Below are 24,395 nucleotides of genomic sequence, written 5' to 3'. Positions count from 1 at the left end.
CCATGCCCTGGCTTGTGATGGGCGCGCTGCTGGCGCTCGCCCTGCTGAGTGCGGTGCTGACCTGGGCGGCACGCGGCTATGCGCTGCGCCAGCAGTTGATGGATCAGCCCGGCGAACGCCGCAGCCATAGCGTCGCTACGCCGCGCGGTGGCGGCATCGCCATCGTCATCAGCCTGCTGGTGACTGCAGCCGTGGCCATCTGGGCCTGGCCCGAGAGCACGCCGACAGTACTGGTGGCCAGCCTTGGGCTGGTGCTGGTGGCCGGTATCGGCTGGTGGGACGACCACAAGCCCCTGCCAGCGATGCGTCGCCTGCTGGTCCATTTCATCGCCGCGACGCTGCTGGCCGGCCTGGTGAAGGTGAATGGCGGCAGCTGGCTGTTGGCGGCGCTGGTGCTGCTGTTCACCGCCTCACTGATCAACATCTGGAATTTCATGGACGGCATCAACGGCATTGCCGCCAGCCAGGCCGTCGTGGCAATGCTGGGGCTGGCGCCGGTGCTGCCGTGGCCGTACTCGCTGGCTGCCGTGGCCCTGGGCCTGGCCTGCCTTGGATTCCTGCCGTTCAACTTCCCTCGGGCCCGGATCTTCATGGGCGATGTCGGAAGTGGAGCGCTGGGGTATGCGGTCGCAGCGGTGCTGGCACTCGCCAGCGTGCGTACCGATATCAACTGGATCCTGCTGCTGGTCCCGGTTTCGCCGTTCCTCGTGGACGCGGGCTTCACACTGCTGGCGCGCATCATTTCAGGACAACGCTGGATGGAACCCCACACCCAGCACGTCTACCAGCGCGCGGTGCAGGCAGGAGCCAGTCACCCCCAGGTGACAGGGATGTACTTTGCTTTGGGCCTGTTCAGTATTACAGTGTTCAATGTCTGCTCCAATTTGCAGCCGAGGTGGGAGGCTGCCGTGGCGATCGCGTGGTTCACCGCGCTGAGCGTCCTCTGGCTCCTCCTGCGCAATGGAATGCGCTACCGACAAGGAAATACCTGACTTATGGCTTCACCCTGGCGGGACAGAATCCTCGGCCTGATGCCGCGTTCGGCCATCGTCTGCCACGACCTTTTCATGGTCTGGGCATGCTGGCAGTTGCTCCATGCAGGGCGTTACTCGATCCTGCCCAACGCTCCGGCGCTGCCCCTGTGGAACGTCGATACCACCCTGGTCCTGCTGCTGCAGGGCCTGGTGTTCTGGCGCGTGGGCCTGTATCGCGGGCTGTGGCGGTTCGCCAGCGTCAGCGACCTGCTGAACATCTTCAAGGCCAGCTTCATCGGCATGGTCGCCATCGTCCTGGTGCTGATGTGGAAGCGCTTCGACGGCGTGCCGATGTCGGTGCTGGTGATCTACCCGTTCGCGCTGTCGGCCCTGCTGGGCGCACCGCGCCTGCTGTACCGGGCCTGGAAGGACTATCAGGCCCTGCAGTCCGATTCCAGCGCCCGCCGCGTGCTGATCCTCGGCGCCGGCCAGGCGGCGGAAACACTGGTGCGCGACCTGCGTCGTTCCGGCAACTTCGAGCCGGTCGGCCTGCTCGACGATGCACCGCACCTGCGGGGTGCCAAGCTGCAGGGCCTGCCGATCCTCGGCACCCTGGATGACGCCCCGACAGTGGTCCGCGAGACCGCTGCCAAGCTGCTGGTCATTGCCATGCCGTCATTGGACGCCGCAGGCATGCAGCGCGTTGTCGCGATCTGCGAAAGCACCGGCGTTCCGTTCCGTACCGTGCCCAAGCTCAGCGACATCCTGCAGGGCCAGTCGCTGCCGGGCCAGCTGAAGGAAGTGGCGATCGAGGATCTGCTGGGCCGCAAGCCGATCATGCCGGACTGGAACCTGATCCGCGGCTGGTTGGGTGGGCGCACTGTGATGGTCACCGGCGCCGGTGGTTCGATCGGCTCGGAGCTTTGTCGCCAGTGCGCGCGGCACGGTGCAGGTCGCATCATCCTGCTGGAGATCAGCGAGCTGCTGCTGCTGACCATCGAGGGCGAGCTGCGGCGCAGCTTCCCCGATGTCGAGATCGAGGCGGTGCTGGGCGACTGCGGTGACCCGGCGGTGATTCGCCATGCATTGTCGCTGCACCCGGTCGATACCGCTTTCCATGCGGCCGCCTACAAGCACGTGCCGGTGCTGGAGCGCCAGCTGCGCGAAGCGGTGCGCAACAACATCCTGGCGACCGAGAACGTCGCCCGCGCGTGCCTGGAAGCCCGCGTGGAGCATTTCGTGTTCATTTCCACGGACAAGGCGGTCGACCCGGTCAATGCGCTGGGTGCGAGCAAGCGCTACGCCGAGATGATCTGCCAGAGCCTGGACCAGAAGTCCACGCACACCCGTTTCGTCACGGTGCGTTTCGGCAACGTGCTGGCGTCGGCCGGCAGCGTGGTGCCGCTGTTCCGCGAGCAGATCCTGCGCGGTGGTCCGGTCACGGTCACGGACCCGGAAGTCAGCCGTTACTTCATGACCATCCCCGAGGCCTGCCAGCTGATCCTGCAGGCGGCCGCGTCGGCGTCGCATGGTGCGATCTACACTCTGGACATGGGCGAGCCGGTGCCGATCCGCGTGCTGGCCGAACAGATGATCCGTTTGACCGGCAAGCAGCCGTACAAGGACATCCAGATCATCTATACCGGCCTGCGCCCGGGCGAGAAGCTGCACGAGACCCTGTTCTATTCGGACGAAGACTACCGTTCGACCGCGCACCCGAAGATTCTCGAGGCCGGCGTGCGTACGTTCTCGCGCGACCTGGTGCTGGGCAACGTTCCGCGCCTGCGTGAGGCGATTGCCAGCTACGACACTGCCAGCATCCAGGAAATCCTGTTTGCGACGATGCCGGAATTCTCGCCAATCGAACAGGATGCTTACATTTCATCCGCTAAAGTCGTGCCCTTTCCGGCACGTGAGGCGAACAGGCACCAATGAGCAAGCGAATTCGCAAGGCAGTTTTCCCGGTGGCAGGACTGGGAACGCGTTTTTTGCCAGCAACCAAGACTGTGCCGAAGGAGATGCTGCCGATCATTGATCGGCCGCTGATCCAGTACGCCGTTGATGAAGCCATCGAAGCCGGCTGCGACACGCTGGTGTTCATCACCAACCGCTACAAGCACGCGGTTGCCGATTATTTCGACAAGGCCTACGAGCTGGAGCAGAAGCTCGAGCGTGCCGGCAAGCAGGAGCAGCTGGAGCTGATCCGGCATGTGCTGCCCAACGGCGTGCGCGCGATCTTCGTGACCCAGGCCGAGGCGCTGGGCCTGGGGCACGCAGTGCTGTGTGCCAAGGCTGTGATCGGTGACGAGCCGTTCGCGGTGCTGCTGCCCGACGATCTGATCTGGAATCGCGGTGCCGGTGCGCTGAAGCAGATGGCCGACCTCAATGAGGCCAGCGGTGCCAGCGTGATCGCGGTCGAAGACGTGCCGCACGAAAAGACCGCCAGCTACGGCATCGTCGCCACTGAGGCGTTCGATGGCCGCAAGGGCCGCATTTCGCAGATCGTCGAGAAGCCGAAGCCGGAGGACGCGCCGAGTGACCTGGCGGTGGTCGGCCGCTACGTGCTGAGCCCGAAGATCTTCGAACTGCTGGAACAGACCCAGACCGGTGCCGGCGGCGAGATCCAGCTGACCGATGCGATTGCCGAGCTGCTGAAGACCGAAGAAGTCGATGCCTATCGTTTCGAGGGCACCCGCTTCGACTGCGGTACGCACCTGGGTCTGGTGGAGGCGACGATCCGCTTCGCGCTGGACAATCCGAAGCTGGCCGGCCCGGCGCGGGAGAAGCTGGCGGCGATGCTGGCGGAATAAGGGGTTTATCAAGCGCTCCGTCAGCGCTTTGATTGATACGTGGCGGAGGGGGCGGATGGCCCTCTCCAAAACACGCCAAAGCCCTTCCATGGTGCTCGGTGGCGCCATCCATGGCGCCAACGGTTTTGGAGAGGGCCATCCGCCCCCTCTCGACAGTTTCCGTGCAGCGCGGACGGGAAGGGCGGAATCAAGGGCAAGAGCAAAAGCAAAAGCAAAAAGGCAGCCGATGGCTGCCTTTTCTGCTTGTTGGGGTCAGAGCCCTTTGCGCAGCAAAGGGATCTGACCCCGGCCTTTGACCCTGCCTTTGCTCATCCCTCCGCCGCGGGGAGGCTGGAAGGGCCGGGTTGGCAGGGCTGCCCGGGACCGTTGGCGCCATGGATGGCGCCATCGAGCCCCCATGGAAGGGTTCACGGCGTGTCCCGGGCAGCCCTGCCAACCCGACCCACGCCATGAAGCCCATCGAGGCAACGCCTTGAACCTTACAGCGCCTCGAAAATACCCGCCGCGCCCATGCCGGTGCCGATGCACATCGTGACCATGCCGTACTTCTGCTGGCGACGACGCAGGCCGTGCAGCAGGGTGGCGGTACGGATCGCGCCGGTCGCGCCCAGCGGATGGCCCAGGGCGATGGCGCCGCCCAGCGGGTTGACCTTGCTCGGGTCCAGGCCGCAATCGCGGATCACCGCCAGCGACTGCGCGGCGAAGGCTTCGTTCAGTTCAATCCAGTCCAGCTGGTCCTGGGTCAGGCCGGCCTGCTTCAGGGCCTTCGGGATCGCGGCGATCGGGCCGATGCCCATCACTTCCGGGCGCACGCCGGCCACCGAGAAGCTGACGAAACGCGCCAGCGGGGTCAGGCCGTAATCCTTGATCGCCTGCTCCGAGGCCAGCAGCACGGCACCGGCGCCATCGCTCATCTGCGACGAGTTGCCGGCGGTGACGGTGCCGCCGAACTGGCCGTTGCGGAATACCGGGCGCAGCTTGGCCAGGCCTTCAGCGGAGGAGTCCGGGCGCGGGCCTTCGTCGGTGTCGGCCACCTTGTTGCGGGTGATGATGCGCTGGCCGTCGACCAGGTCCGGCAGGTGCGAGACGATCTCGTACGGGCTGATCTCATCCTTGAAGTCGCCGTTCTGGATCGCGGCCATCGCCTTCTGGTGCGAGGCCAGGGCGAAGGCGTCCTGGTCTTCGCGCGAGACCTTCCACTCTTCGGCGACCTTCTCGGCGGTGATGCCCATGCCGTAGGCGATGGCGACGTGGTCGTTGTCGAACACGCTCGGCGCCATGGCGATCTTGTTGCCCATCATCGGCACCATCGACATCGACTCGGTGCCGCCGGCCAGCATCAGGTCGGCGTTGCCCAGGCGGATCGCGTCGGCGGCCTGCGCCACGGCCTGCAGGCCGGAGGAGCAGAAGCGGTTCACGGTCTGCGCGGCGATGGTGTTCGGCAGGCCGGCCAGCAGCACGCCGATGCGCGCCACGTTCATGCCCTGCTCGGCCTCCGGCATGGCGCAGCCGATGATGGCGTCATCGATGCGGTTGACGTCCACGCCCGGGGCCTGGGCGACGACGCTGCGCAGCACGTGCGCAAGCATGTCGTCGGGGCGGGTGTTGCGGAACATGCCCTTGGGCGCCTTGCCCACCGGGGTACGGGTGGCGGCGACGATGTAGGCGTCCTGGATTTGCTTGGTCATTGCAATGATCTCTTGAATAGGGGTTGGAAGAGGTTGCCGGCCAGCGGCCGGCACTACCGATGTCTTCCGTCAGTTCCGCAGCGGCTTGCCGGTCTTCAGCATGTGCGCGATGCGGGCCTGGGTCTTTTCCTGCTGGGCCAGTTCGACGAAGTGCTTGCGCTCCAGGGTCAGCAGCCACTCTTCGTCCACCAGGGTGCCGCGGTCGACCTTGCCACCGCACAGCACGGTGGCGATGCGCTCGGCGATCTCGTAGTCGTACGGGCTGATGAAGCGGCCTTCCAGCATGTTGACCAGCATCATCTTGAAGGTGGCGATACCCACGTCACCGGCCACCTGGATGCGGCGTGCCGGCAGCGGCGGACGGTAGCCCGCTTCGGCCAGGGCGCGAGCTTCGGCCTTGGCGATGTGCAGCGCTTCGTAGCTGTTGAACACCACCTTGTCGGTGCTGCGCAGCAGGCCCAGTTCCTTGGCGTTGACCGCCGAGTTGGACACCTTGGCCATCGCTACGGTCTCGAAGGTCTTCTTCAGTTCGGCGAACACATCACCGCCCGGGCCTGCGGCCTGCGAGGCGCGCACGGCCAGTTCCTTCAGGCCACCGCCGGCCGGCAGCAGGCCGACGCCGGCCTCGACCAGGCCGATGTAGCTTTCCAGGAAGGCCACGGTCTTGGCGCTGTGCATCTGGAACTCGCAGCCACCACCCAGGGCCAGGCCGCGCACGGCGGCAACCACCGGCACCAGCGAGTACTTGATGCGCTGGCTGGTGCGCTGGAAGTTGGCAACCATTTCTTCGAACTGGTCGACCTTGCCGGCCTGCAGCAGGCCCAGTGCACCGGCCAGATCGGCACCGGCGGAGAAGGGCTCCTTCTGCTGCCAGATCACCAGGCCCTGGAAGTCCTTCTCGGCGCGGCTGACGCATTCCTGCAGGCCGTCCAGCACCTGGTCGGACACGGTGTTCATCTTGGTCTTGAAGCTGACCACGGCAATGCCATCACCGTCGTGCCACATGCGCAGGCCGTCGTTCTCGAACACGGTCTCGCCCGGCGCGAACTTCTCGCCCAACAGCGGATCGGGGAAGCGCTGGCGCTGGTACACCGGCAGCGACGAACGCGGCAGCTTGGCGTTGCGCGACGGGCTGTAGCTGCCTTCGGCGGCATGCACGCCGTCGCGGCCATCGAACACCCAGTCCGGCAGCGGCGCATTGCTCATGCTCTTGCCGGCCACGATGTCATCGGCGATCCACTGTGCGACCTGCTTCCAGCCGGCGGCCTGCCAGGTTTCGAACGGGCCCAGCGACCAGCCGTAGCCCCAGCGGATGGCCAGGTCGACGTCGCGCGCGGTTTCGGCGATGTCGGCCAGGTGGTAGGCGCTGTAGTGGAACAGGTCGCGGAAGGTCGCCCACAGGAACTGCGCCTGCGGATGCTGGCTCTCGCGCAGCTTGGCGAACTTCTCCGCCGGATTTTTGATCTTCAGGATCTCGACCACTTCCGGCGCGGCAGCGCGATCAGCCGGACGGTAGTCCTGCTTCTCCAGGTCCAGTACGACGATGTCCTTGCCGACCTTGCGGAAGATGCCGGCGCCGGTCTTCTGGCCCAACGCGCCCTTGGAAATCAGCGCATCCAGCCACTTCGGCGACTTGAAGAACTCATGCCACGGATCATTCGGCAGGGTGTCGCCCATGGTCTTGATGACGTGCGCCATGGTGTCCAGGCCGACCACGTCGGAGGTGCGGTAGGTGGCCGACTTCGGGCGGCCGACCAGCGGGCCGGTCAGGCCGTCCACTTCATCGAAGCCCAGGCCGAACTGCTGGGTGTGGTGGATGGTCGACAGGATCGAGAACACGCCGATGCGGTTGCCGATGAAGTTCGGGGTGTCCTTGGCGTACACCACGCCCTTGCCCAGGGTGGTGACCAGGAATTCTTCCAGGCCTTCCAGCACGGAGGCGTCGGTGGTGGTGGCCGGGATCAGTTCGGCCAGATGCATGTAGCGCGGCGGGTTGAAGAAGTGCACGCCGCAGAAGCGGTGACGCAGCTGCTCGGGCAGCACGTCGGCCAGCTTGTTGATGCCCAGGCCCGAGGTGTTGGAAGCCAGCACCGCGTGGTCAGCCACGAACGGGGCGATCTTCTTGTACAGGTCCTGCTTCCAGTCCATGCGCTCGGCGATGGCCTCGATGATCAGGTCGCAGTCCTTCAGCTGCTCCAGGCCGGACTCGTAGTTGGCCGGGGTGATGGCTTCGGCCAGCGACTTGCTGGCCAGCGGCGCCGGGCTCAGCTTGCCCAGGTTGGCGATCGCCTTCAGCACGATGCCGTCGGCCGGACCTTCCTTGGCAGGCAGGTCGAACAGCACGGTGTCGACGCCAGCGTTGGTGAGGTGGGCGGCGATCTGGGCACCCATGACGCCGGCACCCAGCACGGCGGCGCGGCGGACTAGCAGGGAATTGGACATGGTGTAGGGCCTTTGTTGGTCAGCAGTTACTGGGTGGAATCAAAGGGAAGCGGGCAGGGCGCTGGCGCGTGCGGCGGCGCGGAACCCGGCTTCGGCGAAATGGATCAGTTCGTGGGCGGCATGGGCACGATGCGCCGCTTCGGTGACACCGGCGGGACGCTTGATCAGCCCGAAATCGGCCATGGCATAGGTGAGCGAGCCGGCCAGGAAGTCGAGGCGCCAGTACAGCTCCTCCTTGCTCAGGTCCGGCACGCATTCGCCGATGGCCTTGCCGAACGCACGCAGCACGTGGCCGTAGTGGTCGGACAGGAACTTGCGCAGGTTGTCGTTCTTCTCGGCGTAGGCGCGGGCGATCACGCGCACGAAGGCGCCGCCGTTCTGGCGGTCCTGGGCCAGCGCCAGCGCCGGCTCGACGAAGGCGGCCAGCACCGGGCGCAGTTCGCCCGGGTGCTCGGCGCGGGCACGTTCGAGCTGTGACAGGCGGGCGCCGGTCATCTCGTCCATGCGGCGGCGGAACACCTCGTTGACCAGGTTTTCCTTGGAGCCGAAGTGGTAGTTGACCGCAGCGATGTTGACATCGGCCTGGCTGGTCACCTGGCGCAGCGAGGTGCCGGCGAAGCCGTGCTGGGCGAACAGCTCCTCGGCCGCGCCGAGGATCCGGTCCTTGGTCGAGAAGTGGGCGGGTTTGGCCATCGGCGGGCGGACCTTAATCAAACGATTGTTTGATACTAGGACCAGACGGTAGCGTATGGCATTTTGCATTGCAGCAAAATTGCCCGGGCCGGTCAGATTTCACTCAGGTGGGTGAATGCGATGGGGTGGGGTCGGATCCCCGAATGGGGCTCCGACCCCAACGGTGGGCCCCGGAATGGGTCAGAGCCCCTGCGGGAATCCGACCCTTGGCCGCGACGGGGTTGCCGGCCAGCGGCCGGCACTACCATGCCGCAGCTTTATCTTTTACAATTCGCCTACGTTTATCAGGCTAAGCCCGCGTCCCGACGCGGGTTTTTTTCATGTTACCCTTCGGGCCATCAGCGGCCCGATTCCATTGGAGACATCCCATGGCGCTGGAGCGCACCCTTTCGATCATCAAGCCGGACGCCGTTGCCAAGAACGTCATCGGCGAAATCTACGCCCGCTTCGAGAAGGCCGGCCTGAAGGTCGTGGCCGCCAAGTACAAGCAGCTGTCCCGTCGTGAAGCCGAAGGCTTCTACGCCGTGCACCGCGAGCGTCCGTTCTTCAACGCGCTGGTCGAGTTCATGATCTCCGGCCCGGTGATGATCCAGGCCCTGGAAGGCGAGAACGCCGTCCTGGCCCACCGCGACCTGCTGGGCGCCACCAACCCGAAGGAAGCCGCGCCGGGCACCATCCGCGCCGACTTCGCCGAATCCATCGATGCCAATGCCGCCCACGGCTCGGACTCGGTCGAGAATGCCGCGATTGAGATCGCCTACTTCTTCGCCGCCACCGAAGTCGTCTCGCGCTGAGAGTAATGCCGTGAACGAGGTCGTACAGTCCCCCGCCATCCAGCCGCTGCCGAAGTCGGCACCCACGGCTGGCAAGCAGAACCTGCTCGACCTTGATCGCGCGGGCCTGGAGAAGTTCTTCGTCGAGGTTCTCGGCGAGAAGAAGTTCCGTGCCCATCAGGTGATGAAGTGGATCCACCATCGCTACGTCACCGATTTCGATGAAATGACCGACCTCGGCAAGGTCCTGCGCGCCAAGCTGCAGGCCCATGCCGAGGTGCTGGTTCCCAACATCGTGTTCGACAAGCCCTCCGCCGACGGTACCCACAAGTGGCTGCTGGCGATGGGCGTGGATGGCAAGAACGCCATCGAGACCGTGTATATCCCGGACAAGACCCGCGGCACGCTGTGCGTGTCCTCGCAGGTCGGTTGCGGCCTGAACTGCACGTTCTGCTCCACCGCCACCCAGGGCTTCAACCGCAACCTGACCACCGCCGAGATCATCGGCCAGGTGTGGGTTGCCGCACGCCACCTGGGCAACGTGCCGCACCAGATGCGCCGCCTCACCAACGTGGTGATGATGGGCATGGGCGAGCCGCTGATGAACTTCGACAACGTCGTGCGCGCCATGAGCGTGATGCGCGACGACCTGGGCTACGGCCTGGCCAACAAGCGCGTGACCCTGTCGACCTCTGGCCTGGTGCCGCAGATCGACCGCCTGTCTGCCGAAAGCGACGTGTCGCTGGCGGTGTCGCTGCATGCGCCGAACGACGCGCTGCGCGAGACGCTGGTGCCGCTCAACAAGAAGTACCCGATCGCCGAGCTGATGGCCTCGTGCGCACGCTACCTGCGCGCCAACAAGCGCCGCGAGTCGGTCACCTTTGAATACACCCTGATGAAGGGCATCAACGACAAGCCCGAGCATGCCCGCGAGCTGGCCCGCCTGATGCGCCAGTTCGACAACGCGGTGCAGGCCAAGGATTCGGGCAAGGTCAACCTGATCCCGTTCAACCCGTTCCCGGGCACCCGCTACGAGCGTTCGGAAGAAGCGCACATCCGCGCCTTCCAGAAGATCCTGCTCGACAGCAACGTGCTGACCATGGTCCGCCGCACCCGTGGCGACGACATCGACGCCGCCTGTGGCCAGCTCAAGGGCCAGGTGATGGACCGCACCCGCCGCCAGGCGGAGTTCAACAAGACGCTGCAGGCGGGGAAGGGGAGTGATGCCGCGGCCTGACCGCCTCTGGCTGGTTCTGTTCGCAGGCGTGCTGGCCGTTGCGGTCGGCGGCTGCAAATCCCATCCCAAGGCCAAGCTCGGGCCGAGCCAGGCACCGGTCTATTCGGTGGGTGACCCGGAAAGCGTGCGGCGCGAAGTGCGCTGGCGCGACCTGTTGACCCTGGCGACCCGCGACATGCAGGTCGGCAATCTCGACGCCGCCGAGCGCAAGGTGCGCGAAGCGCTGAAGCTGGCGCCGGAGGCGCCCGATGCGCTGGTGCTGCAGGCTGGCATCGATGACCGTCGTGGCCGCACCCGCCAGGCGGGCGAGAATTTCCGCAAGGCCGCCGAGCTGGCGCCGCAGCGCGGAGACGTGCTCAACAACTACGGTGCCTGGTTGTGCCAGCAGGGCCAGCCGGCCGAATCGCTGGTCTGGTTCGACCGGGCGCTGCAGGCGCCGGGCTATGCCACCCCGGGCGAAGCGCAGGCCAATGCCGGCAGTTGCGCACTGGACGCTGGGCAGCTCGAACGTGCCGAGCGCGACCTGCGCGCGGCACTCGTCGCGGCGCCGGCCAACCCGGTTGCGCTGGAGTCGATGGCCCAGCTGAGCTTCCGCCAGGGCCGCTACATGGAGGCCCGGGCGTTCGCCGAACGTAGGATTGCGGCTGCACCCGCAACGCGTTCCGTGTTACAACTTGCGTCTCAAATCGAAGTGAAGCTGGGCGATCGGGCGGCATCTGATCGTTATCTGCAGCGGATTCGACAGGAATTTCCGCAGGAAGCGGGCTCCTAACTCCAGGGTTGATGCATTGTGATTGATGACCAGACTGTGAGCGCTCTCGAGACTGCGGCCGGCTGCGGCACCCGCCTGCGCCAGGCCCGTGAAGCGGCCGGACTGACCCTCGAAGATGTCGGCTCGCGCCTGCGCATGCCGGTCCAGGTGGTCAAGTCGCTGGAAGAGGAACAATGGCAGAAGCTGGGGGCGCCGGTGTTCGTGCGCGGCCAGCTGCGCAGCTATGCGCGCCTGCTCGACGTGGACGTGGGCGAGCTGCTGGAACAGGCCCAGGTCGGCCCGGTGGTTCCGCCCACCCTGGTCAGCCATACCCATACCCCCCGTGCGCGCCGCATTGCCGAGAACCTCGGCCGGCGCGTGCTGTATGTCGGCATCACCGCCGTGCTGGCGGTGCCGGTGTGGTTCGCCACCCGTGGCCACTTCGACGGCAGCGCGACCCCGTCGCCGAGCACCGCCTCGCTGGACGTGATCCCGGCCGCCGTGCCGGTCACGCCGTCCGCAACCGTCAGCGAGACGGCCGCCCCGGCCGAAGCGACCACGGCCCCGGCCAGCAAGCCGGCGGCCACCCCTTACGTCGCCTCGCTGGCCCCGGTGCCGCGCCCGGCGCCGGCCCCGGCTGCCGGCAATGCGCTGGAAATGCAGTTCAGCGGCGACAGCTGGGTCGACATCGGCGGCCCGGACGGCAGCACCGTCGAGAAGGCACTGATCAAGTCCGGCGAGACCCGCAGCTTCACGCCGGGCCAGGTGACCCGGGTGACCCTGGGCAACGCCTCGGCGGTCCAGGTTCAGCAGAACGGCGCTATCGTCGATCTGACCCCCTACCAGCGAGCCAACGTGGCACGCTTTCAGGTATCCTCTGAAGGCTCCGTAGTCCCGGTTTCGCACTGAGGCGCGGTTTCACCACCTTCGATTAAACCCAATGGTCCCTCCCGACGGGCGGGGCGAGAGTACGCATGGCGATCGACGATCTGCTCGACGAGCACGAACAAAGTGAACGCGTCCGCAGCTGGCTGCGGAAGAATGGCGCCAGCATCCTCGGTGGCGTAGTCATCGCCATCGGTGCCATTGCCGGCTGGCAGTGGTACCAGAAGGAGCAGGGCAGCAAGCTGGCCTCGGCCAATGTCGAGTACCAGAAGGCCCTGCAGGGCCTGCAGCAGAACAAGCTCGACGACGCCGCCAAGGCGGTCAAGGCGCTCGAAGCCGGTCCGTCCAGCATCTACGGCGACCTCGCGGCGCTGCAGCTGGCCAAGGCCCAGGTCGACGCCGGCAAGAACGAAGAGGCACTGGCCACCCTGCGCAACGTGAAGGTCGAAGGCGACCTGCAGCGCGTGGTCGACCAGCGTGTGGCCCGCCTGCTGGTGGCCACCGGCAAGAGCGACGAGGCCATCAAGCTGCTGGGCAGCGCCACCGACAGCAGCAGCCTGGAAATCCATGGCGATGCGCTGATGGCGCAGGGCAAGCGTGACGACGCCCGCGTACAGTACGAGAAGGCGCTGAAGACGCTGGACGTGGCAGCGCCGCAGCGGCGCCTGCTGGAAACCAAGGTTATGGACGCCGGCGGCACCGTTGCCGCCCCTGCGGAGTCGGTTTGATGAGTCAGAAGGTCATGATCACCCGCGTCGCCACCGTGCTCCTGATGGGCATGGCCCTGACCGGCTGCGGCACCATGAAGGGCTGGTTCGCTGGCAAGGACGCGGCGGCGAAGAAGGCACAGGAACCGGCTGAGCTGGTCAAGTTCGAGCCGACCGTGAAGGTCAGCAAGATCTGGTCGGTCAACCTCGGCAAGGGCGAGCGTCGCATCGGTGTGCGCCAGGGCCCGGCGGTGGCCAACGGCCACGTGTTCGCTGCGGCGATCACCGGTGGCGTGCACGCCATCGACCTGCAGACCGGCAAGAAGGTCTGGACCTGGGAGCCGAAGAAGGAAAAGAAGAAGGCCAAGCTGCGCCTGTCCGGCGGCCCGGGTGTCGGTGAGAACCTGGTCGTGATCGGCACGCTGGATGGCCAGGTCATCGCGCTGGACATCAACGACGGCAGCGAGAAGTGGCGCGCCCGTGTTCCGGGTGAAGTGATCGCCGCGCCGGCCGTTGCCCAGGGCATGGTCTACGTGCGCAGCAACGACGGTCGTGTGACCGCCTTCGATGTCGGCAACGGCACCCAGAAGTGGTTCAACCCGAGCGAGCTGCCGGCGCTGACCGTGCGCGGCAACGCGCCGGTGGTGACCGGCCCGGGCGTGTTGTTCATCGGCAAGGACGAGGGCGCGGTTGCGGCCCTGGCCCAGCAGGATGGCCGCACGCTGTGGGAACAGAACCTCGGCAACGGCGAAGGTCGCACCGAGCTGGAGCGCATGGCGGACGTCGACGGCGCACCGGTGCTCGATGGCAACACCCTGTACGTGAGCAGCTTCAAGAACCAGACCATGGCCATCGAAGGCCCGACCGGTCGCCCGCTGTGGGCGCGCGACCATGGCGGCGCAGGTGGCGTGGCGGTGTCGTCGGGCAATGTGTTCGTGACCGACAACAAGGGCGGCGTGTTCGGCCTGGACAAGGCCAGCGGCGCAGCCATGTGGTCGCAGACGGCACTGGCCCGTCGCTCCCTGACCGGCCCGGCACTGCACGGCGACTACGTCGTGGTCGGTGACTACAAGGGATACGTGCACTGGTTGCAGGCCTCCGATGGTGCGATGGCGGCACGGGCAAAAAGTGGCGGCGACGCCCTGCTGGCCCAGCCGGTCATCGTAGACGGTGTGCTGCTGGTGCAGAACGTGGATGGCAAGCTGACCGCCTTCCGGTTGGCAAACTAAAAAATTGGAGTAATCGCGATGCTGCCTCTGGTCGCCCTGGTTGGACGGCCGAATGTCGGCAAGTCGACTATTTTCAATGCGCTTACGCGCACCCGTGACGCGCTGGTCCACGACCAGCCCGGCGTCACCCGCGACCGCAACTACGGTGTCTGCCGCCTCGACGAGGACAATCATTTCCTCGTCGTGGATACCGGCGGTATCGCCGGGGAAGACGAAGGCCTGGCCGGCGCCACCACGCGCCAGGCCCGTGCGGCCGCGGCCGAAGCCGACCTGATCCTGTTCGTCGTCGATGCCCGCGAGGGCACCTCGGCGCTGGACGACGAGATCCTTGCCTGGCTGCGCAAGCTGTCGCGCCCGACGCTGCTGCTGATCAACAAGATCGACGGCACCGACGAGGACAGCGTGCGTTCCGAGTTCGCCCGTTATGGCTTCGGCGAGATGCTGACCGTCTCGGCCGCGCATCGCCAGGGCCTGGACGACCTGCTGGACGAAGTGATCCAGCGCCTGCCGGAAGAAGGCAGCGGCGAAGAGCTGGACAACGACCCGAACCGCATCCGCATCGCCTTCGTCGGCCGCCCGAACGTGGGCAAGTCGACCCTGGTCAATCGCATCCTCGGCGAGGAGCGCATGATCGCGTCCGACGTGCCGGGCACTACCCGCGACTCGATCGCGGTGGACCTGGAGCGCGACGGCCGTGAGTATCGCCTGATCGACACCGCCGGCCTGCGCCGCCGTTCGCGCGTGGATGAGGTCGTCGAGAAGTTCTCGGTGGTCAAGACCATGCAGTCGATCGAGCAGTGCCAGGTGGCCGTGCTGATGCTCGACGCCACCGAAGGCGTGACCGACCAGGACGCCACCGTGCTCGGTGCCGTGCTCGACGCCGGCCGCGCGCTGGTGATCGCCATCAACAAGTGGGATGGCCTGACCGAGTACCAGCGCGAGCAGGCGGAAACCATGCTGTCGCTGAAGCTGGGCTTCGTGCCGTGGGCCGAATCGGTGCGCATCTCGGCCAAGCATGGCTCGGGCCTGCGTGAGCTGTTCCGTGCGGTGCATCGTGCGCACGAATCGGCGAACAAGACCTTCACCACCAGCGAAGTGAACAAGGCGCTGGAAGTGGCCTACGAGACCAACCCGCCGCCGACCATCCGCGGCCATGTCTCCAAGCTGCGCTACGTGCACCCGGCCGGTTCCAACCCGCCGACCTTCATCGTGCACGGCACGCGCCTGAAGGAACTGCAGGAGTCGTACAAGCGCTACCTGGAGAACTTCTTCCGCAAGCGCTTCAAGCTGATCGGCACGCCGGTGAGCTTCATCTTCCGCGAGGGTACCAACCCGTACGAGGGCAAGAAGAACGTCCTCACCGAGCGGCAGGTCAAGGCCAAGCGGCGCTTGATGAAGCACGTCAAGGGCAAGTGATTCACGAAAAAGGCGGCCGCAGGGCCGCCTTTTTTGTTCGCGCCCCTACCGGTAGTGCCGGCCGCTGGCCGGCAACCTCGGGTCGTCCGGTGCGTTCATGGCCATGCCGGCCAGCGGCCGGCACTACCCCATGTTTGCAGGTATCGGTCAAGGCGGCTTGCCGCCGCGTGCGCGATAATGCGGCCATGAGCATCCAAGAGCTTTCCCCCGCGCAGGCACGCGAGCGCCTGGCCCACGGCGCCGTGCTGATCGATGTGCGCGAAGCGCACGAACGGGCCGGCGGGATGGCCGAGGGCGCGCGTGGCGTGGCGAAGGGCGAGCTGCAGGCAGACCCGGCCGCGCACCTGCCGCGGCACGACCAGGAAATCCTGTTGATCTGCCAGAGCGGCAAGCGCTCGGCAGATGCCGCACTTTTCCTGTTGGAGGCTGGCTACACAAACGTCGCTTCCGTGACGGGCGGCACCGTGGCCTGGCGCGAGCAGTCGCTGCCCTTGGTGCAGCCGCTGGCCAGCGCCGCCGACCGCGATTTCTTTGATCGCTATTCGCGGCATCTGCTGCTGCCACAGGTGGGCGAGGCCGGCCAGCGCCGGCTGCAGCAATCACGCGTGCTGGTGCTGGGCGCGGGCGGCCTGGGTGCTCCAGCCGGCTTCTATCTGGCCGCCGCCGGGGTAGGGCACCTGCGCTTTGCCGACCACGACCGCGTGGAGCGCAGCAACCTGCACCGGCAGATCGTGCATACCGAAGCCAGCGTCGGCCAGCTCAAGGTCGATTCCGCTCGCGAGCGCCTGCTGGCGCTGAATCCCTCCATCGAGGTCGAGGCGGTGCCGGAGCGGGTGACCTCTGAGAACGTGGATGCGCTGCTCGAGGGCGTGGACGTGGTGCTGGATGGCTCGGACAACTTCCCGCTGCGCTACCTGCTCAACGACGCCTGCATCAAGCACGCCAAACCGCTGGTGTATGCCGCCATCGAGCGCTTTGACGGCCAGGTAAGCGTGTTTGACGCCGGCCGCCAGCGCGGCGTGGCGCCGTGCTACCGCTGCCTGTTCCCGGAACCGCCGCCGCCGGAGTTTGCGCCGAACTGTTCCGAGGCCGGTGTGCTGGGCGTGCTGCCTGGCCTGGCCGGCGTGCTGCAGGCCACCGAGGTGCTGAAGCTGCTGCTGGGCATCGGCGAGCCGCTGGTGGGCCGCCTGCTGCGCTTCGATGCGCTGGGCATGCGCTTCCGCGAGACCGGCATCCGGCCGGACCCGCAGTGTCCGGTGTGCGCGCCGGGTGTGCCGTTCCCGGGATATATCGATTACGCCGCGTTCTGCCGGGGTGGGTAACCCCGGCCGGGGAATGCCTTGGTGGATGCCGACCTTGGTCGGCGCTCTCGTGCCAACCAAGGTTGGCACCTACCGAAGCGGGTGATGGTTGGCACCTACCGAAGCGGGTGATGGTTGGCACCCACCGACGCGGATGCATGGTTTCGGGATGATGCCGGGAGTCACTCCCTGCATCGTTCCACTTCCAAGACAATCCGGCGCAACATGCGTGCTATTGCCGTCATCGGCATTGCTCTATTGTTGAACCCGATTCTGGATCTTGGGGAACACACCGCATGGCGGTAGAAGCAGCGACCAGCGAGCTGGTCAAGGTCGTGGCCCTGTTGGGCGCGGCGGTGGTGATGGTGCCTTTGTTCCGCCGGGCCGGCCTGGGCTCGGTGCTGGGCTACTTCGCCGCTGGCCTGGCGATCGGACCGTTCGGGCTGGGCTGGTTCTCCGACCCGCAGGCGATCCTGCATACCGCCGAGCTCGGCGTGGTGATGTTCCTGTTCGTGATCGGCCTGGAAATGCGGCCCTCGCATCTGTGGAGCCTGCGCAAGGAAATCTTCGGGCTGGGCACGCTGCAGATCGTCACCTGCGCGCTGGTGCTGACCAGTATCGCCAAGCTGTTCGGGCTGCCGTGGCAGGTGGCCTTCATCGGCGCCACCGGCTTCGTGCTCACCTCCACCGCGGTGGTGATGCAGCTGCTGGCCGAGCGTGGTGACATCGCGCTGCCGTCGGGCCAGAAGATCGTCTCCATCCTGCTGTTCGAAGACCTGCTGATCGTGCCGTTGCTGGCGCTGGTGGCGTGGATGGCGCCGGGCGCGGGCAGCGCCGATGGCGAGGGCTCGCGCTGGCTGTCGGTGGCGATCGGCGTGGGTGCCATCGTCGGCCTGGTGCTGGTCGGCCGCTTCCTGCTCAACCCGCTGTTCCGCGTGCTGGCCGAATCGAAGGCGCGCGAGGTGATGACCGCCGCCGCGCTGCTGGTGGTGCTGGGCGCGGCGCTGCTGATGCAGCTGTCGGGCCTGTCGATGGCGATGGGCGCGTTCCTGGCCGGCGTGCTGCTGAGCGAGTCGACCTTCCGCCACCAGATCGAAGCGGACATCGAGCCGTTCCGCGGCATCCTGCTGGGCCTGTTCTTCCTCAGCGTGGGCATGGCGCTGGACCTGGGCGTGGTGGCGGGCAACTGGCAGCTGATCCTCGGCCTGGTGCTGGCGTTGATGGCGGCCAAGGCGCTGTGCATCTACGTGGTCGCGCGCATCATGGGCAGCGACCACGCGCAGGCGCTGGATCGTGGGGTGCTGATGGCGCAGGGCGGCGAGTTCGCCTTCGTGCTGTTCTCCGCCGCCGCATCGGCCGGCGTGATCAACATGGAGATCAATGCCAACTTCACCGCCGTGGTGGTGCTGTCGATGGCGCTGACGCCGCTTGTAGTGCTGCTCTACAAGCGCATCGCGCCGAAGCCGACGGTGAACATGGACGGCGTGGACGAGGCCGATGGCCTGTCCGGCAGCGTGCTGCTGATCGGCTTCGGCCGCTTCGGCCAGGTCGCCAGCCAGTCGCTGCTGGCGCGCGACGTGGACGTGACCATCATCGACAACGATGTGGAGATGATCCAGAGCGCGGCGCGCTTCGGTTTCAAGATCTACTACGGCGACGGTACGCGACTGGACGTGCTGCATGCCTCGGGCGCGGCCACCGCACGTGCGATTGCGGTGTGCGTGGACAAGGCGGAAGCGGCTGATCGCATCGTTGAACTGGTGTCGCACGAGTTCCCGCAGGCAAAGCTGATGGTGCGCTCGTTCGACCGCGAGCATTCGCTGCGGTTGATCCATGCCGGTGTTGATTTCCAGATCCGCGAGACGTTTGAATCGGCGGTGCTGTTCGGCCAAGCCGCACTGGTGGAGCTGGGTGCGGATGAAGACGATGCGGTGGAGATTGCCGAGCAGATCCGTCGCCGCGACGCCGAGCGCTTCGAGCTGGAGATTGCCGGTGGTGGTTTGAATGCCGGCGCCAAGATGGTGTTCGGCAACTCCGGCCAGGGCGTGCCGACGCCGACGCCGTTCACCGCGCCGAAGCGGGCAAGCAAGACGTTGAACCCGCAGGACGTGCCGGAAGAGGAAGAATGAGGTGCCGCGCACCGCGCTCGCCGGGCATGGCCCGGCGCTACCGTGGTGCGTACGGGTGGGGTAGCGCCGGGCCATGCCCGGCGAGCGCAGCGGCCGCCCGGATTGGCGGTGGGCGAGGGGGCCTGAATCGGGGACAATAGCGTCCCCGCCGCCCCACGCCCGCTCCCGATGATCGATTCCGCCCCCCAGCATCCTGCCCGCATCCTTGATGGCCGCCGTATCGCCGAGGACCTGCTCGACAGCCTGAAGGTGCGCGTCGACGCCCGCGTGGCCGCCGGCGGCAGCCGTCCGGGCCTTGCCGTGGTGCTGGTCGGTGGCGACCCGGCCTCGACCGTGTACGTGCGCAACAAGCGCCGTGCCGCCGAGAAGGTCGGCATCGAGGCGCATGACTACGATCTGCCGGCCGGGACCAGCGAAGCCGAGCTGCTCGACCTGATCGACCAGCTCAATGCCGACCCGAAGATCAACGGCATCCTGATCCAGCTGCCGCTGCCGGGCATCCCCGATGCGCGCCGGCTGATCCAGCGCATCGATCCGCGCAAGGACGTGGACGGCTTCCACCCGGAAAACGTCGGCCACCTGGCCCTGCGTGAGTTCGGCCTGCGCCCGTGCACCCCGCGCGGCATCACCACGCTGCTGGGCCACACCGACCAGCCGGTGCGTGGCCGCAACGCCACCATCGTGGGCGTGAGCAACCACGTCGGCCGGCCGATGGGCCTGGAGCTGCTGATTGCCGGCTGCACCGTGACCAGCTGCCACAAGTTCACGCCCAAGGACGTGCTGGAACAGGCCGTGCGCAACGCCGACATCCTGGTGGTGGCGGTGGGCCGCCCGGGCATCGTGCCGGGCGAGTGGGTGAAGCCGGGCGCGGTGGTGATCGATGTGGGTATCAACCGCTTGGATGACGGCCGGTTGGTGGGCGACGTCGGGTTTGAGGCTGCGGCCCAGCGGGCCAGCTGGATCACCCCGGTGCCGGGTGGTGTCGGCCCGATGACCGTGGCCACGCTGATGCAGAACACCCTGGAAGCGGCGGAAGCCTCCTGAGGGTAGCGCCGGGCCATGCCCGGCGGATGTTTGCGGCGCCGCTGCGCTCGCCGGGCATGGCCCGGCGCTACCGGGGTTGCATTGATGCCCCGCGATTCCCACCGACCCGCTCCTGGTAGGTGCCACCCTTGGTTGGCACACATTCATCGGGGCCATCGGCCCATCTGGGGTCCAGGTGCCGGACGGATCGTGCCAACCAAGGTTGGCACCCACCCAAGCCCTCCTGAACCGATCGCCGCCCGCGCGACACTGCGTCGCATCTACCCCCTGCCACGCGACGCGAAAACAGGGTAAAATGTCGCGCTTCCCCACATCTCGGGTATGCCGATGCTGCGCATCCAGGCTGAAGCACTCACTTACGACGACGTCTCGCTCGTCCCCGCCCACTCGACCATCCTGCCCAAGGACGTCAACCTCGAAACGCGGTTGACCCGAGACCTGAAGCTGAAGCTTCCGATCCTGTCCGCCGCCATGGATACCGTCACCGAAGCCCGCCTGGCCATCGCCATGGCCCAGCTCGGCGGCATGGGCATCATCCACAAGAATCTCAGCCTGGAACAGCAGGCCGCGGAAGTGGCCAAGGTCAAGAAGTTCGAGGCCGGTGTCATCCGCGACCCGATCACCGTCGGCCCGGAAACCACCATCCGCGACGTGCTGGCCCTGACCCAGGCGCACAACATCTCCGGCGTGCCGGTGGTGGGCAGCGACGGCCTGCTGGCCGGCATCGTGACCCATCGCGACATGCGCTTCGAGACCGAGCTGGACGATCCGGTCCGCCACATCATGACCAAGAAGGATCGCCTGATCACGGTCAAGGAAGGCGCCGCGTCTGACGAAGTGCTGCAGCTGCTGCACCGTAACCGCATCGAGAAGGTGCTGGTGGTCAACGACTCGTTCGAACTGCGTGGCCTGATCACCGTCAAGGACATCCAGAAGAACACCGACTTCCCCAACGCTGCCAAGGACCTGTCGACCCGCCTGCTGGTCGGCGCTGCCGTCGGCGTGGGGGGTGATACCGATCGCCGCGTGGAAGCGCTGGTCGCCGCCGGTGTGGACGTGATCGTGGTCGACACCGCGCACGGCCACTCGCAGGGCGTGCTGGACCGCGTCAGCTGGGTCAAGAAGAACTTCCCGAACGTGCAGGTGATCGGTGGCAACATCTGCACCGGCGAAGCCGCACTGGCGCTGCTGGACAGCGGCGCGGATGCAGTGAAGGTCGGCATCGGCCCGGGCTCGATCTGCACCACCCGCGTCGTTGCCGGCGTCGGCGTGCCGCAGGTCACCGCGATCGACCTGGTGGCCGAAGCGCTGCAGGACCGTATCCCGCTGATCGCCGACGGTGGCATCCGCTACTCGGGCGACATCGGCAAGGCGCTGGCCGCCGGTGCCTCGACCATCATGGTCGGCGGCCTGCTGGCCGGTACCGAGGAATCGCCGGGTGAGACCGAGCTGTACCAGGGCCGTTCGTACAAGAGCTACCGCGGCATGGGTTCGCTGGCAGCCATGGAGAAGGGGTCGAAGGACCGCTACTTCCAGGACGCCGCCACCGCCGACAAGCTGGTGCCGGAAGGCATCGAAGGCCGCGTGCCGTACCGCGGCCCGGTGGGCGGCATCATCCACCAGCTGATGGGCGGCCTGCGCGCCACCATGGGCTACGTGGGCTGCGCCACCATCGACGAGATGCGCAGCAAGCCCAAGTTCGTCAAGATCAGCGGCGCCGGCCAGCGTGAGAGCCACGTCCACGACGTGACCATCACCAAAGAGCCGCCGAATTACCGCGCCTGATGCGCTTGCGAACTGCTCTTGCGATCACGGGCAGCCTGCTGATGGCAGGCTGTTCGTTGTCCGAACCGCCGCCGCGCTCCGGGTCTCCGGGCGCGGCGGTTTCGCAAGTGAAGGACGTGCAGGCGTGCCAGAACGCGTTCTCACTGCCGAAGGGCTGGCAGGTGCAGGCCGCCGCTGGCGCGCAGCGCTGGCTGCTGAAGGGTACCGGCGAGCGCCCGCTGCAGGTCATCCTGCGGTGCGTTACCGATCTGGGTGACAGGCTTGAAGATCCTGTGGTCACCGCCGAGCTTGGGCCGCTGGAGCCGAAACGGATGAGCGCGCAGTCCGCGTTCTGGGGCAACGCTGTGGATTCCGGTTACCCGATGCACACCATGCAACGGCGCATCGTGCCTGGCACCGAAGTGCAGGAAATCGCCGAGCTGCCGCGCGCCGACCGCTCCAACCCCAACGCACCGCACGGCCTGCTGATGCTGCGCTGGGACGAGGAAGACCCCTCACATATTCAACAACGCGAGGCGTTCATCGCCACGCTGACGCAGAGCCTTGAAGCGCCGGGCGCTGCGAAAAACACCACTGGAACGGCACCATGACCAACATCCATAACGACAAGATCCTCATCCTCGATTTCGGCGCGCAGTACACGCAGCTGATCGCCCGCCGCATCCGCGAGCTGGGCGTCTACTGCGAAATCTGGGCGTGGGACCACAACCCGGCCGAGATCGCCGCGTTCGGCGCCAAGGGCATCATCCTGTCCGGTGGGCCGGAGTCGACCACGCTGCCGGGCGCCCCGGCCGCGCCGCAGGAAGTGTTCGACAGCGGCCTGCCGATCTTCGGCATCTGCTACGGCATGCAGACCCTGGCCGCGCAGCTGGGCGGTGCCACCGAAGCGGCGGACCAGCGCGAGTTCGGCCACGCCGAAGTGAACGTGATCAACCCCGATGCGCTGTTCAAGGGCCTGAGCGACCACGGCGGCGAGCCGAAGCTGAATGTCTGGATGAGCCACGGCGACCACGTCTCCGTCGCACCGCCGGGCTTCACCATCACCGCCACCACCGACCGCATTCCGGTGGCTGCCATGGCCAACGAAGAAAAGCGCTGGTACGGCGTGCAGTTCCACCCGGAAGTGACCCACACCCTGCAGGGCCAGGCGCTGCTGCGCCGCTTCGTGGTGGATGTGTGCGGCTGCCAGACCCTGTGGACCGCCGCCAACATCATCGAAGACCAGATCGCCCGCGTGCGCGAACAGGTGGGCGATGACGAAGTGATCCTGGGCCTGTCCGGCGGCGTCGATTCGTCCGTGGTGGCCGCACTGCTGCACAAGGCGATCGGCGAGAAGCTGACCTGTGTGTTCGTGGATACCGGCCTGCTGCGCTGGCAGGAAGGCGACCAGGTGATGGCGATGTTCGCCGAGCACATGGGCGTGAAGGTGGTGCGCGTGAATGCCGCCGACCGTTACTTCGCCGCGCTGGAAGGCGTGAGCGACCCGGAGGCCAAGCGCAAGATCATCGGCAACCTGTTCGTTGAGATCTTCGACGAAGAGTCCAACAAGCTGAAGAACGCCAAGTGGCTGGCGCAGGGCACCATCTACCCGGACGTGATCGAGTCGGCCGGCAGCAAGACCGGCAAGGCGCATGTGATCAAGAGCCACCACAACGTGGGTGGCCTGCCGGAGCACATGAAGCTGGGCCTGGTGGAGCCGCTGCGCGAGCTGTTCAAGGACGAAGTGCGCCGCCTGGGCGTCGAGCTGGGCCTGCCGCGCACCATGGTCTACCGCCATCCGTTCCCGGGCCCGGGCCTGGGCGTGCGCATTCTGGGTGAAGTGAAGCGCGAATACGCCGAGCTGCTGGCCAAGGCCGATGCCATCTTCATTGATGAACTGCGCAAGGCGGATCTGTACGACAAGACCAGCCAGGCGTTTGCCGTGTTCCTGCCGGTGAAGTCGGTGGGCGTGGTGGGCGACGCGCGGGCATATGAGTGGGTGATTGCGCTGCGTGCGGTGGAGACGATTGATTTCATGACCGCGCATTGGGCGCATCTGCCGTATGAGTTCCTGGGGACGGTGAGCAACCGGATCATCAATGAGTTGCGGGGGGTGTCGCGGGTGGTTTATGACATCTCGGGGAAGCCGCCGGCTACTATTGAGTGGGAATGAGTTGGAAGAACGAGGGCGCCGAGAGGCGCCCTTGTTGCATATGGAGCCTTCCCTCGTCTTTCAGTTCGGTCAGAAACTGCTGGATCCCTTTAGGGAAGGTATAAGGCTCCACTCCTGATTCAGCTCCGCCCGGCTCTGATAGACTTTCAACGACTCTCATCGACTTTGATGCATGCCAATGGTGCGTAATTGCCATGACCACTGAGCCGTGGGTAACCGCTGGTCAGGTCGCCCAGCATCTGGGCGTGGCCAAGGACACCGTTTATCGTTGGCGGGAGCGTAAAGACCTGCCAGAGCACCGTGTGGGACGACTTTGGAAATTCCAGCTGTCCGAGGTGGATGAACGGGTGCGTGAGGGCGGAGCAGATGAGTAACAATT

At 66.4% G+C, this 24,395-nt stretch carries 20 protein-coding genes; 17 read left to right on the top strand and 3 right to left on the bottom strand.

Features of this window, described 5'->3' with window-relative positions; all coding sequences use genetic code 11:
• Positions 1–2 precede the first annotated feature (2 nt).
• Genes AC5P74_RS13965 through galU form a run of 3 tightly spaced genes read left to right on the top strand, consistent with a single transcriptional unit; the run spans position 3 to position 3,784 of the window.
• The gene (locus tag AC5P74_RS13965) at positions 3–992 is read left to right on the top strand and encodes an MraY family glycosyltransferase (protein ID WP_032954119.1); all 990 of its coding nucleotides are present in this window, start codon (positions 3–5) and stop codon (positions 990–992) included.
• A gap of 3 nt (positions 993–995) precedes the next feature.
• Positions 996–2,909 (top strand): polysaccharide biosynthesis protein, encoded by a 1,914-nt coding sequence (locus AC5P74_RS13960; RefSeq protein WP_032954120.1) that lies wholly within the window; start codon positions 996–998, stop codon positions 2,907–2,909.
• The gene (gene galU / locus AC5P74_RS13955; RefSeq protein WP_032954121.1) at positions 2,906–3,784 is read left to right on the top strand and encodes a UTP--glucose-1-phosphate uridylyltransferase GalU; all 879 of its coding nucleotides are present in this window, start codon (positions 2,906–2,908) and stop codon (positions 3,782–3,784) included. Before AC5P74_RS13960 ends, galU begins: the two co-directional genes overlap by 4 nt.
• A gap of 479 nt (positions 3,785–4,263) precedes the next feature.
• Here galU and AC5P74_RS13950 read toward each other — a convergent pair whose 3' ends face one another.
• The 3 genes from AC5P74_RS13950 to AC5P74_RS13940 form a co-directional block, all read right to left on the bottom strand.
• Positions 4,264–5,472 (bottom strand): acetyl-CoA C-acyltransferase, encoded by a 1,209-nt coding sequence (locus tag AC5P74_RS13950; RefSeq protein ID WP_053500881.1) that lies wholly within the window; start codon positions 5,470–5,472, stop codon positions 4,264–4,266.
• Between the two features lie 69 nt (positions 5,473–5,541).
• Entirely contained in the window at positions 5,542–7,914 is a 2,373-nt protein-coding gene (locus AC5P74_RS13945; protein WP_206620124.1) for a 3-hydroxyacyl-CoA dehydrogenase/enoyl-CoA hydratase family protein, read from the bottom strand.
• 39 nt (positions 7,915–7,953) lie between these two features.
• Positions 7,954–8,607 carry a TetR/AcrR family transcriptional regulator gene (locus AC5P74_RS13940; RefSeq protein WP_005409294.1) on the bottom strand — a complete coding sequence of 218 codons (654 nt, stop codon included), beginning with the start codon at positions 8,605–8,607 and terminating at the stop codon, positions 7,954–7,956.
• 368 nt (positions 8,608–8,975) lie between these two features.
• Here AC5P74_RS13940 and ndk point away from each other — a divergent pair, with 368 nt between their 5' ends.
• The 14 genes from ndk (at position 8,976) to AC5P74_RS13870 (ending at position 24,390) form a co-directional block, all read left to right on the top strand.
• Positions 8,976–9,401, top strand: a complete 426-nt coding sequence (gene ndk, locus AC5P74_RS13935) for a nucleoside-diphosphate kinase (RefSeq protein WP_005409295.1) — start codon at positions 8,976–8,978, stop codon at positions 9,399–9,401.
• Between the two features lie 10 nt (positions 9,402–9,411).
• Positions 9,412–10,617 (top strand): dual-specificity RNA methyltransferase RlmN, encoded by a 1,206-nt coding sequence (gene rlmN, locus AC5P74_RS13930; protein ID WP_005409296.1) that lies wholly within the window; start codon positions 9,412–9,414, stop codon positions 10,615–10,617.
• Positions 10,604–11,389, top strand: a complete 786-nt coding sequence (gene pilW, locus AC5P74_RS13925) for a type IV pilus biogenesis/stability protein PilW (protein WP_069139968.1) — start codon at positions 10,604–10,606, stop codon at positions 11,387–11,389. The genes rlmN and pilW overlap by 14 nt, the downstream gene beginning before the upstream one ends.
• An 18-nt stretch (positions 11,390–11,407) precedes the next feature.
• Positions 11,408–12,277 carry a RodZ domain-containing protein gene (locus AC5P74_RS13920; RefSeq protein WP_346608118.1) on the top strand — a complete coding sequence of 290 codons (870 nt, stop codon included), beginning with the start codon at positions 11,408–11,410 and terminating at the stop codon, positions 12,275–12,277.
• Between the two features lie 65 nt (positions 12,278–12,342).
• Complete coding sequence (locus tag AC5P74_RS13915; protein WP_014036903.1) at positions 12,343–12,981, top strand: YfgM family protein; 639 nt, start codon at positions 12,343–12,345, stop codon at positions 12,979–12,981.
• A complete protein-coding gene (bamB, locus tag AC5P74_RS13910; protein WP_346608119.1) occupies positions 12,981–14,189 on the top strand; it encodes an outer membrane protein assembly factor BamB in 1,209 nt (402 codons plus the stop codon). Before AC5P74_RS13915 ends, bamB begins: the two co-directional genes overlap by 1 nt.
• Before the next feature lie 18 nt (positions 14,190–14,207).
• Positions 14,208–15,605, top strand: coding sequence for a ribosome biogenesis GTPase Der (gene der, locus AC5P74_RS13905; RefSeq protein WP_005413118.1), 1,398 nt, complete (start codon positions 14,208–14,210; stop codon positions 15,603–15,605).
• A 185-nt stretch (positions 15,606–15,790) separates the two neighbouring features.
• Entirely contained in the window at positions 15,791–16,927 is a 1,137-nt protein-coding gene (gene moeB, locus AC5P74_RS13900) for a molybdopterin-synthase adenylyltransferase MoeB (protein WP_346608120.1), read from the top strand.
• 275 nt (positions 16,928–17,202) lie between these two features.
• Complete coding sequence (locus AC5P74_RS13895; protein ID WP_346608121.1) at positions 17,203–19,035, top strand: monovalent cation:proton antiporter-2 (CPA2) family protein; 1,833 nt, start codon at positions 17,203–17,205, stop codon at positions 19,033–19,035.
• A gap of 168 nt (positions 19,036–19,203) precedes the next feature.
• On the top strand, positions 19,204–20,079 hold the full coding sequence (gene folD, locus AC5P74_RS13890) for a bifunctional methylenetetrahydrofolate dehydrogenase/methenyltetrahydrofolate cyclohydrolase FolD (RefSeq protein WP_346607526.1): 876 nt from the start codon (positions 19,204–19,206) through the stop codon (positions 20,077–20,079).
• Positions 20,080–20,406: 327 nt separating this feature from the next.
• A complete protein-coding gene (gene guaB / locus AC5P74_RS13885; RefSeq protein ID WP_014036909.1) occupies positions 20,407–21,864 on the top strand; it encodes an IMP dehydrogenase in 1,458 nt (485 codons plus the stop codon).
• 161 nt (positions 21,865–22,025) lie between these two features.
• Entirely contained in the window at positions 22,026–22,454 is a 429-nt protein-coding gene (locus AC5P74_RS13880; protein ID WP_495204978.1) for a hypothetical protein, read from the top strand.
• On the top strand, positions 22,451–24,016 hold the full coding sequence (gene guaA / locus AC5P74_RS13875) for a glutamine-hydrolyzing GMP synthase (RefSeq protein WP_188238470.1): 1,566 nt from the start codon (positions 22,451–22,453) through the stop codon (positions 24,014–24,016). Before AC5P74_RS13880 ends, guaA begins: the two co-directional genes overlap by 4 nt.
• A gap of 194 nt (positions 24,017–24,210) precedes the next feature.
• The gene (locus AC5P74_RS13870; RefSeq protein ID WP_346607524.1) at positions 24,211–24,390 is read left to right on the top strand and encodes a helix-turn-helix domain-containing protein; all 180 of its coding nucleotides are present in this window, start codon (positions 24,211–24,213) and stop codon (positions 24,388–24,390) included.
• Positions 24,391–24,395 lie beyond the last annotated feature (5 nt).

Source organism: Stenotrophomonas sp. YJH_SMC_94-11 (genome assembly GCF_059370435.1).
Note: the sequence above shows the minus strand (reverse complement) of the source record. Positions and strands in the feature narration are given on the sequence as shown.

Coding starts and splice junctions, on each gene's coding strand:
- AC5P74_RS13965 (WP_032954119.1), top strand. CDS start 3: ATGCCCTGGCTTGTGATGGGCGCGCTGCTGGCGCTCGCCCTGCTGAGT.
- AC5P74_RS13960 (WP_032954120.1), top strand. CDS start 996: ATGGCTTCACCCTGGCGGGACAGAATCCTCGGCCTGATGCCGCGTTCG.
- galU (WP_032954121.1), top strand. CDS start 2,906: ATGAGCAAGCGAATTCGCAAGGCAGTTTTCCCGGTGGCAGGACTGGGA.
- AC5P74_RS13950 (WP_053500881.1), bottom strand. CDS start 5,472: ATGACCAAGCAAATCCAGGACGCCTACATCGTCGCCGCCACCCGTACC.
- AC5P74_RS13945 (WP_206620124.1), bottom strand. CDS start 7,914: ATGTCCAATTCCCTGCTAGTCCGCCGCGCCGCCGTGCTGGGTGCCGGC.
- AC5P74_RS13940 (WP_005409294.1), bottom strand. CDS start 8,607: ATGGCCAAACCCGCCCACTTCTCGACCAAGGACCGGATCCTCGGCGCG.
- ndk (WP_005409295.1), top strand. CDS start 8,976: ATGGCGCTGGAGCGCACCCTTTCGATCATCAAGCCGGACGCCGTTGCC.
- pilW (WP_069139968.1), top strand. CDS start 10,604: ATGCCGCGGCCTGACCGCCTCTGGCTGGTTCTGTTCGCAGGCGTGCTG.
- AC5P74_RS13915 (WP_014036903.1), top strand. CDS start 12,343: ATGGCGATCGACGATCTGCTCGACGAGCACGAACAAAGTGAACGCGTC.
- bamB (WP_346608119.1), top strand. CDS start 12,981: ATGAGTCAGAAGGTCATGATCACCCGCGTCGCCACCGTGCTCCTGATG.
- der (WP_005413118.1), top strand. CDS start 14,208: ATGCTGCCTCTGGTCGCCCTGGTTGGACGGCCGAATGTCGGCAAGTCG.
- moeB (WP_346608120.1), top strand. CDS start 15,791: ATGAGCATCCAAGAGCTTTCCCCCGCGCAGGCACGCGAGCGCCTGGCC.
- AC5P74_RS13895 (WP_346608121.1), top strand. CDS start 17,203: ATGGCGGTAGAAGCAGCGACCAGCGAGCTGGTCAAGGTCGTGGCCCTG.
- folD (WP_346607526.1), top strand. CDS start 19,204: ATGATCGATTCCGCCCCCCAGCATCCTGCCCGCATCCTTGATGGCCGC.
- guaB (WP_014036909.1), top strand. CDS start 20,407: ATGCTGCGCATCCAGGCTGAAGCACTCACTTACGACGACGTCTCGCTC.
- guaA (WP_188238470.1), top strand. CDS start 22,451: ATGACCAACATCCATAACGACAAGATCCTCATCCTCGATTTCGGCGCG.
- AC5P74_RS13870 (WP_346607524.1), top strand. CDS start 24,211: ATGACCACTGAGCCGTGGGTAACCGCTGGTCAGGTCGCCCAGCATCTG.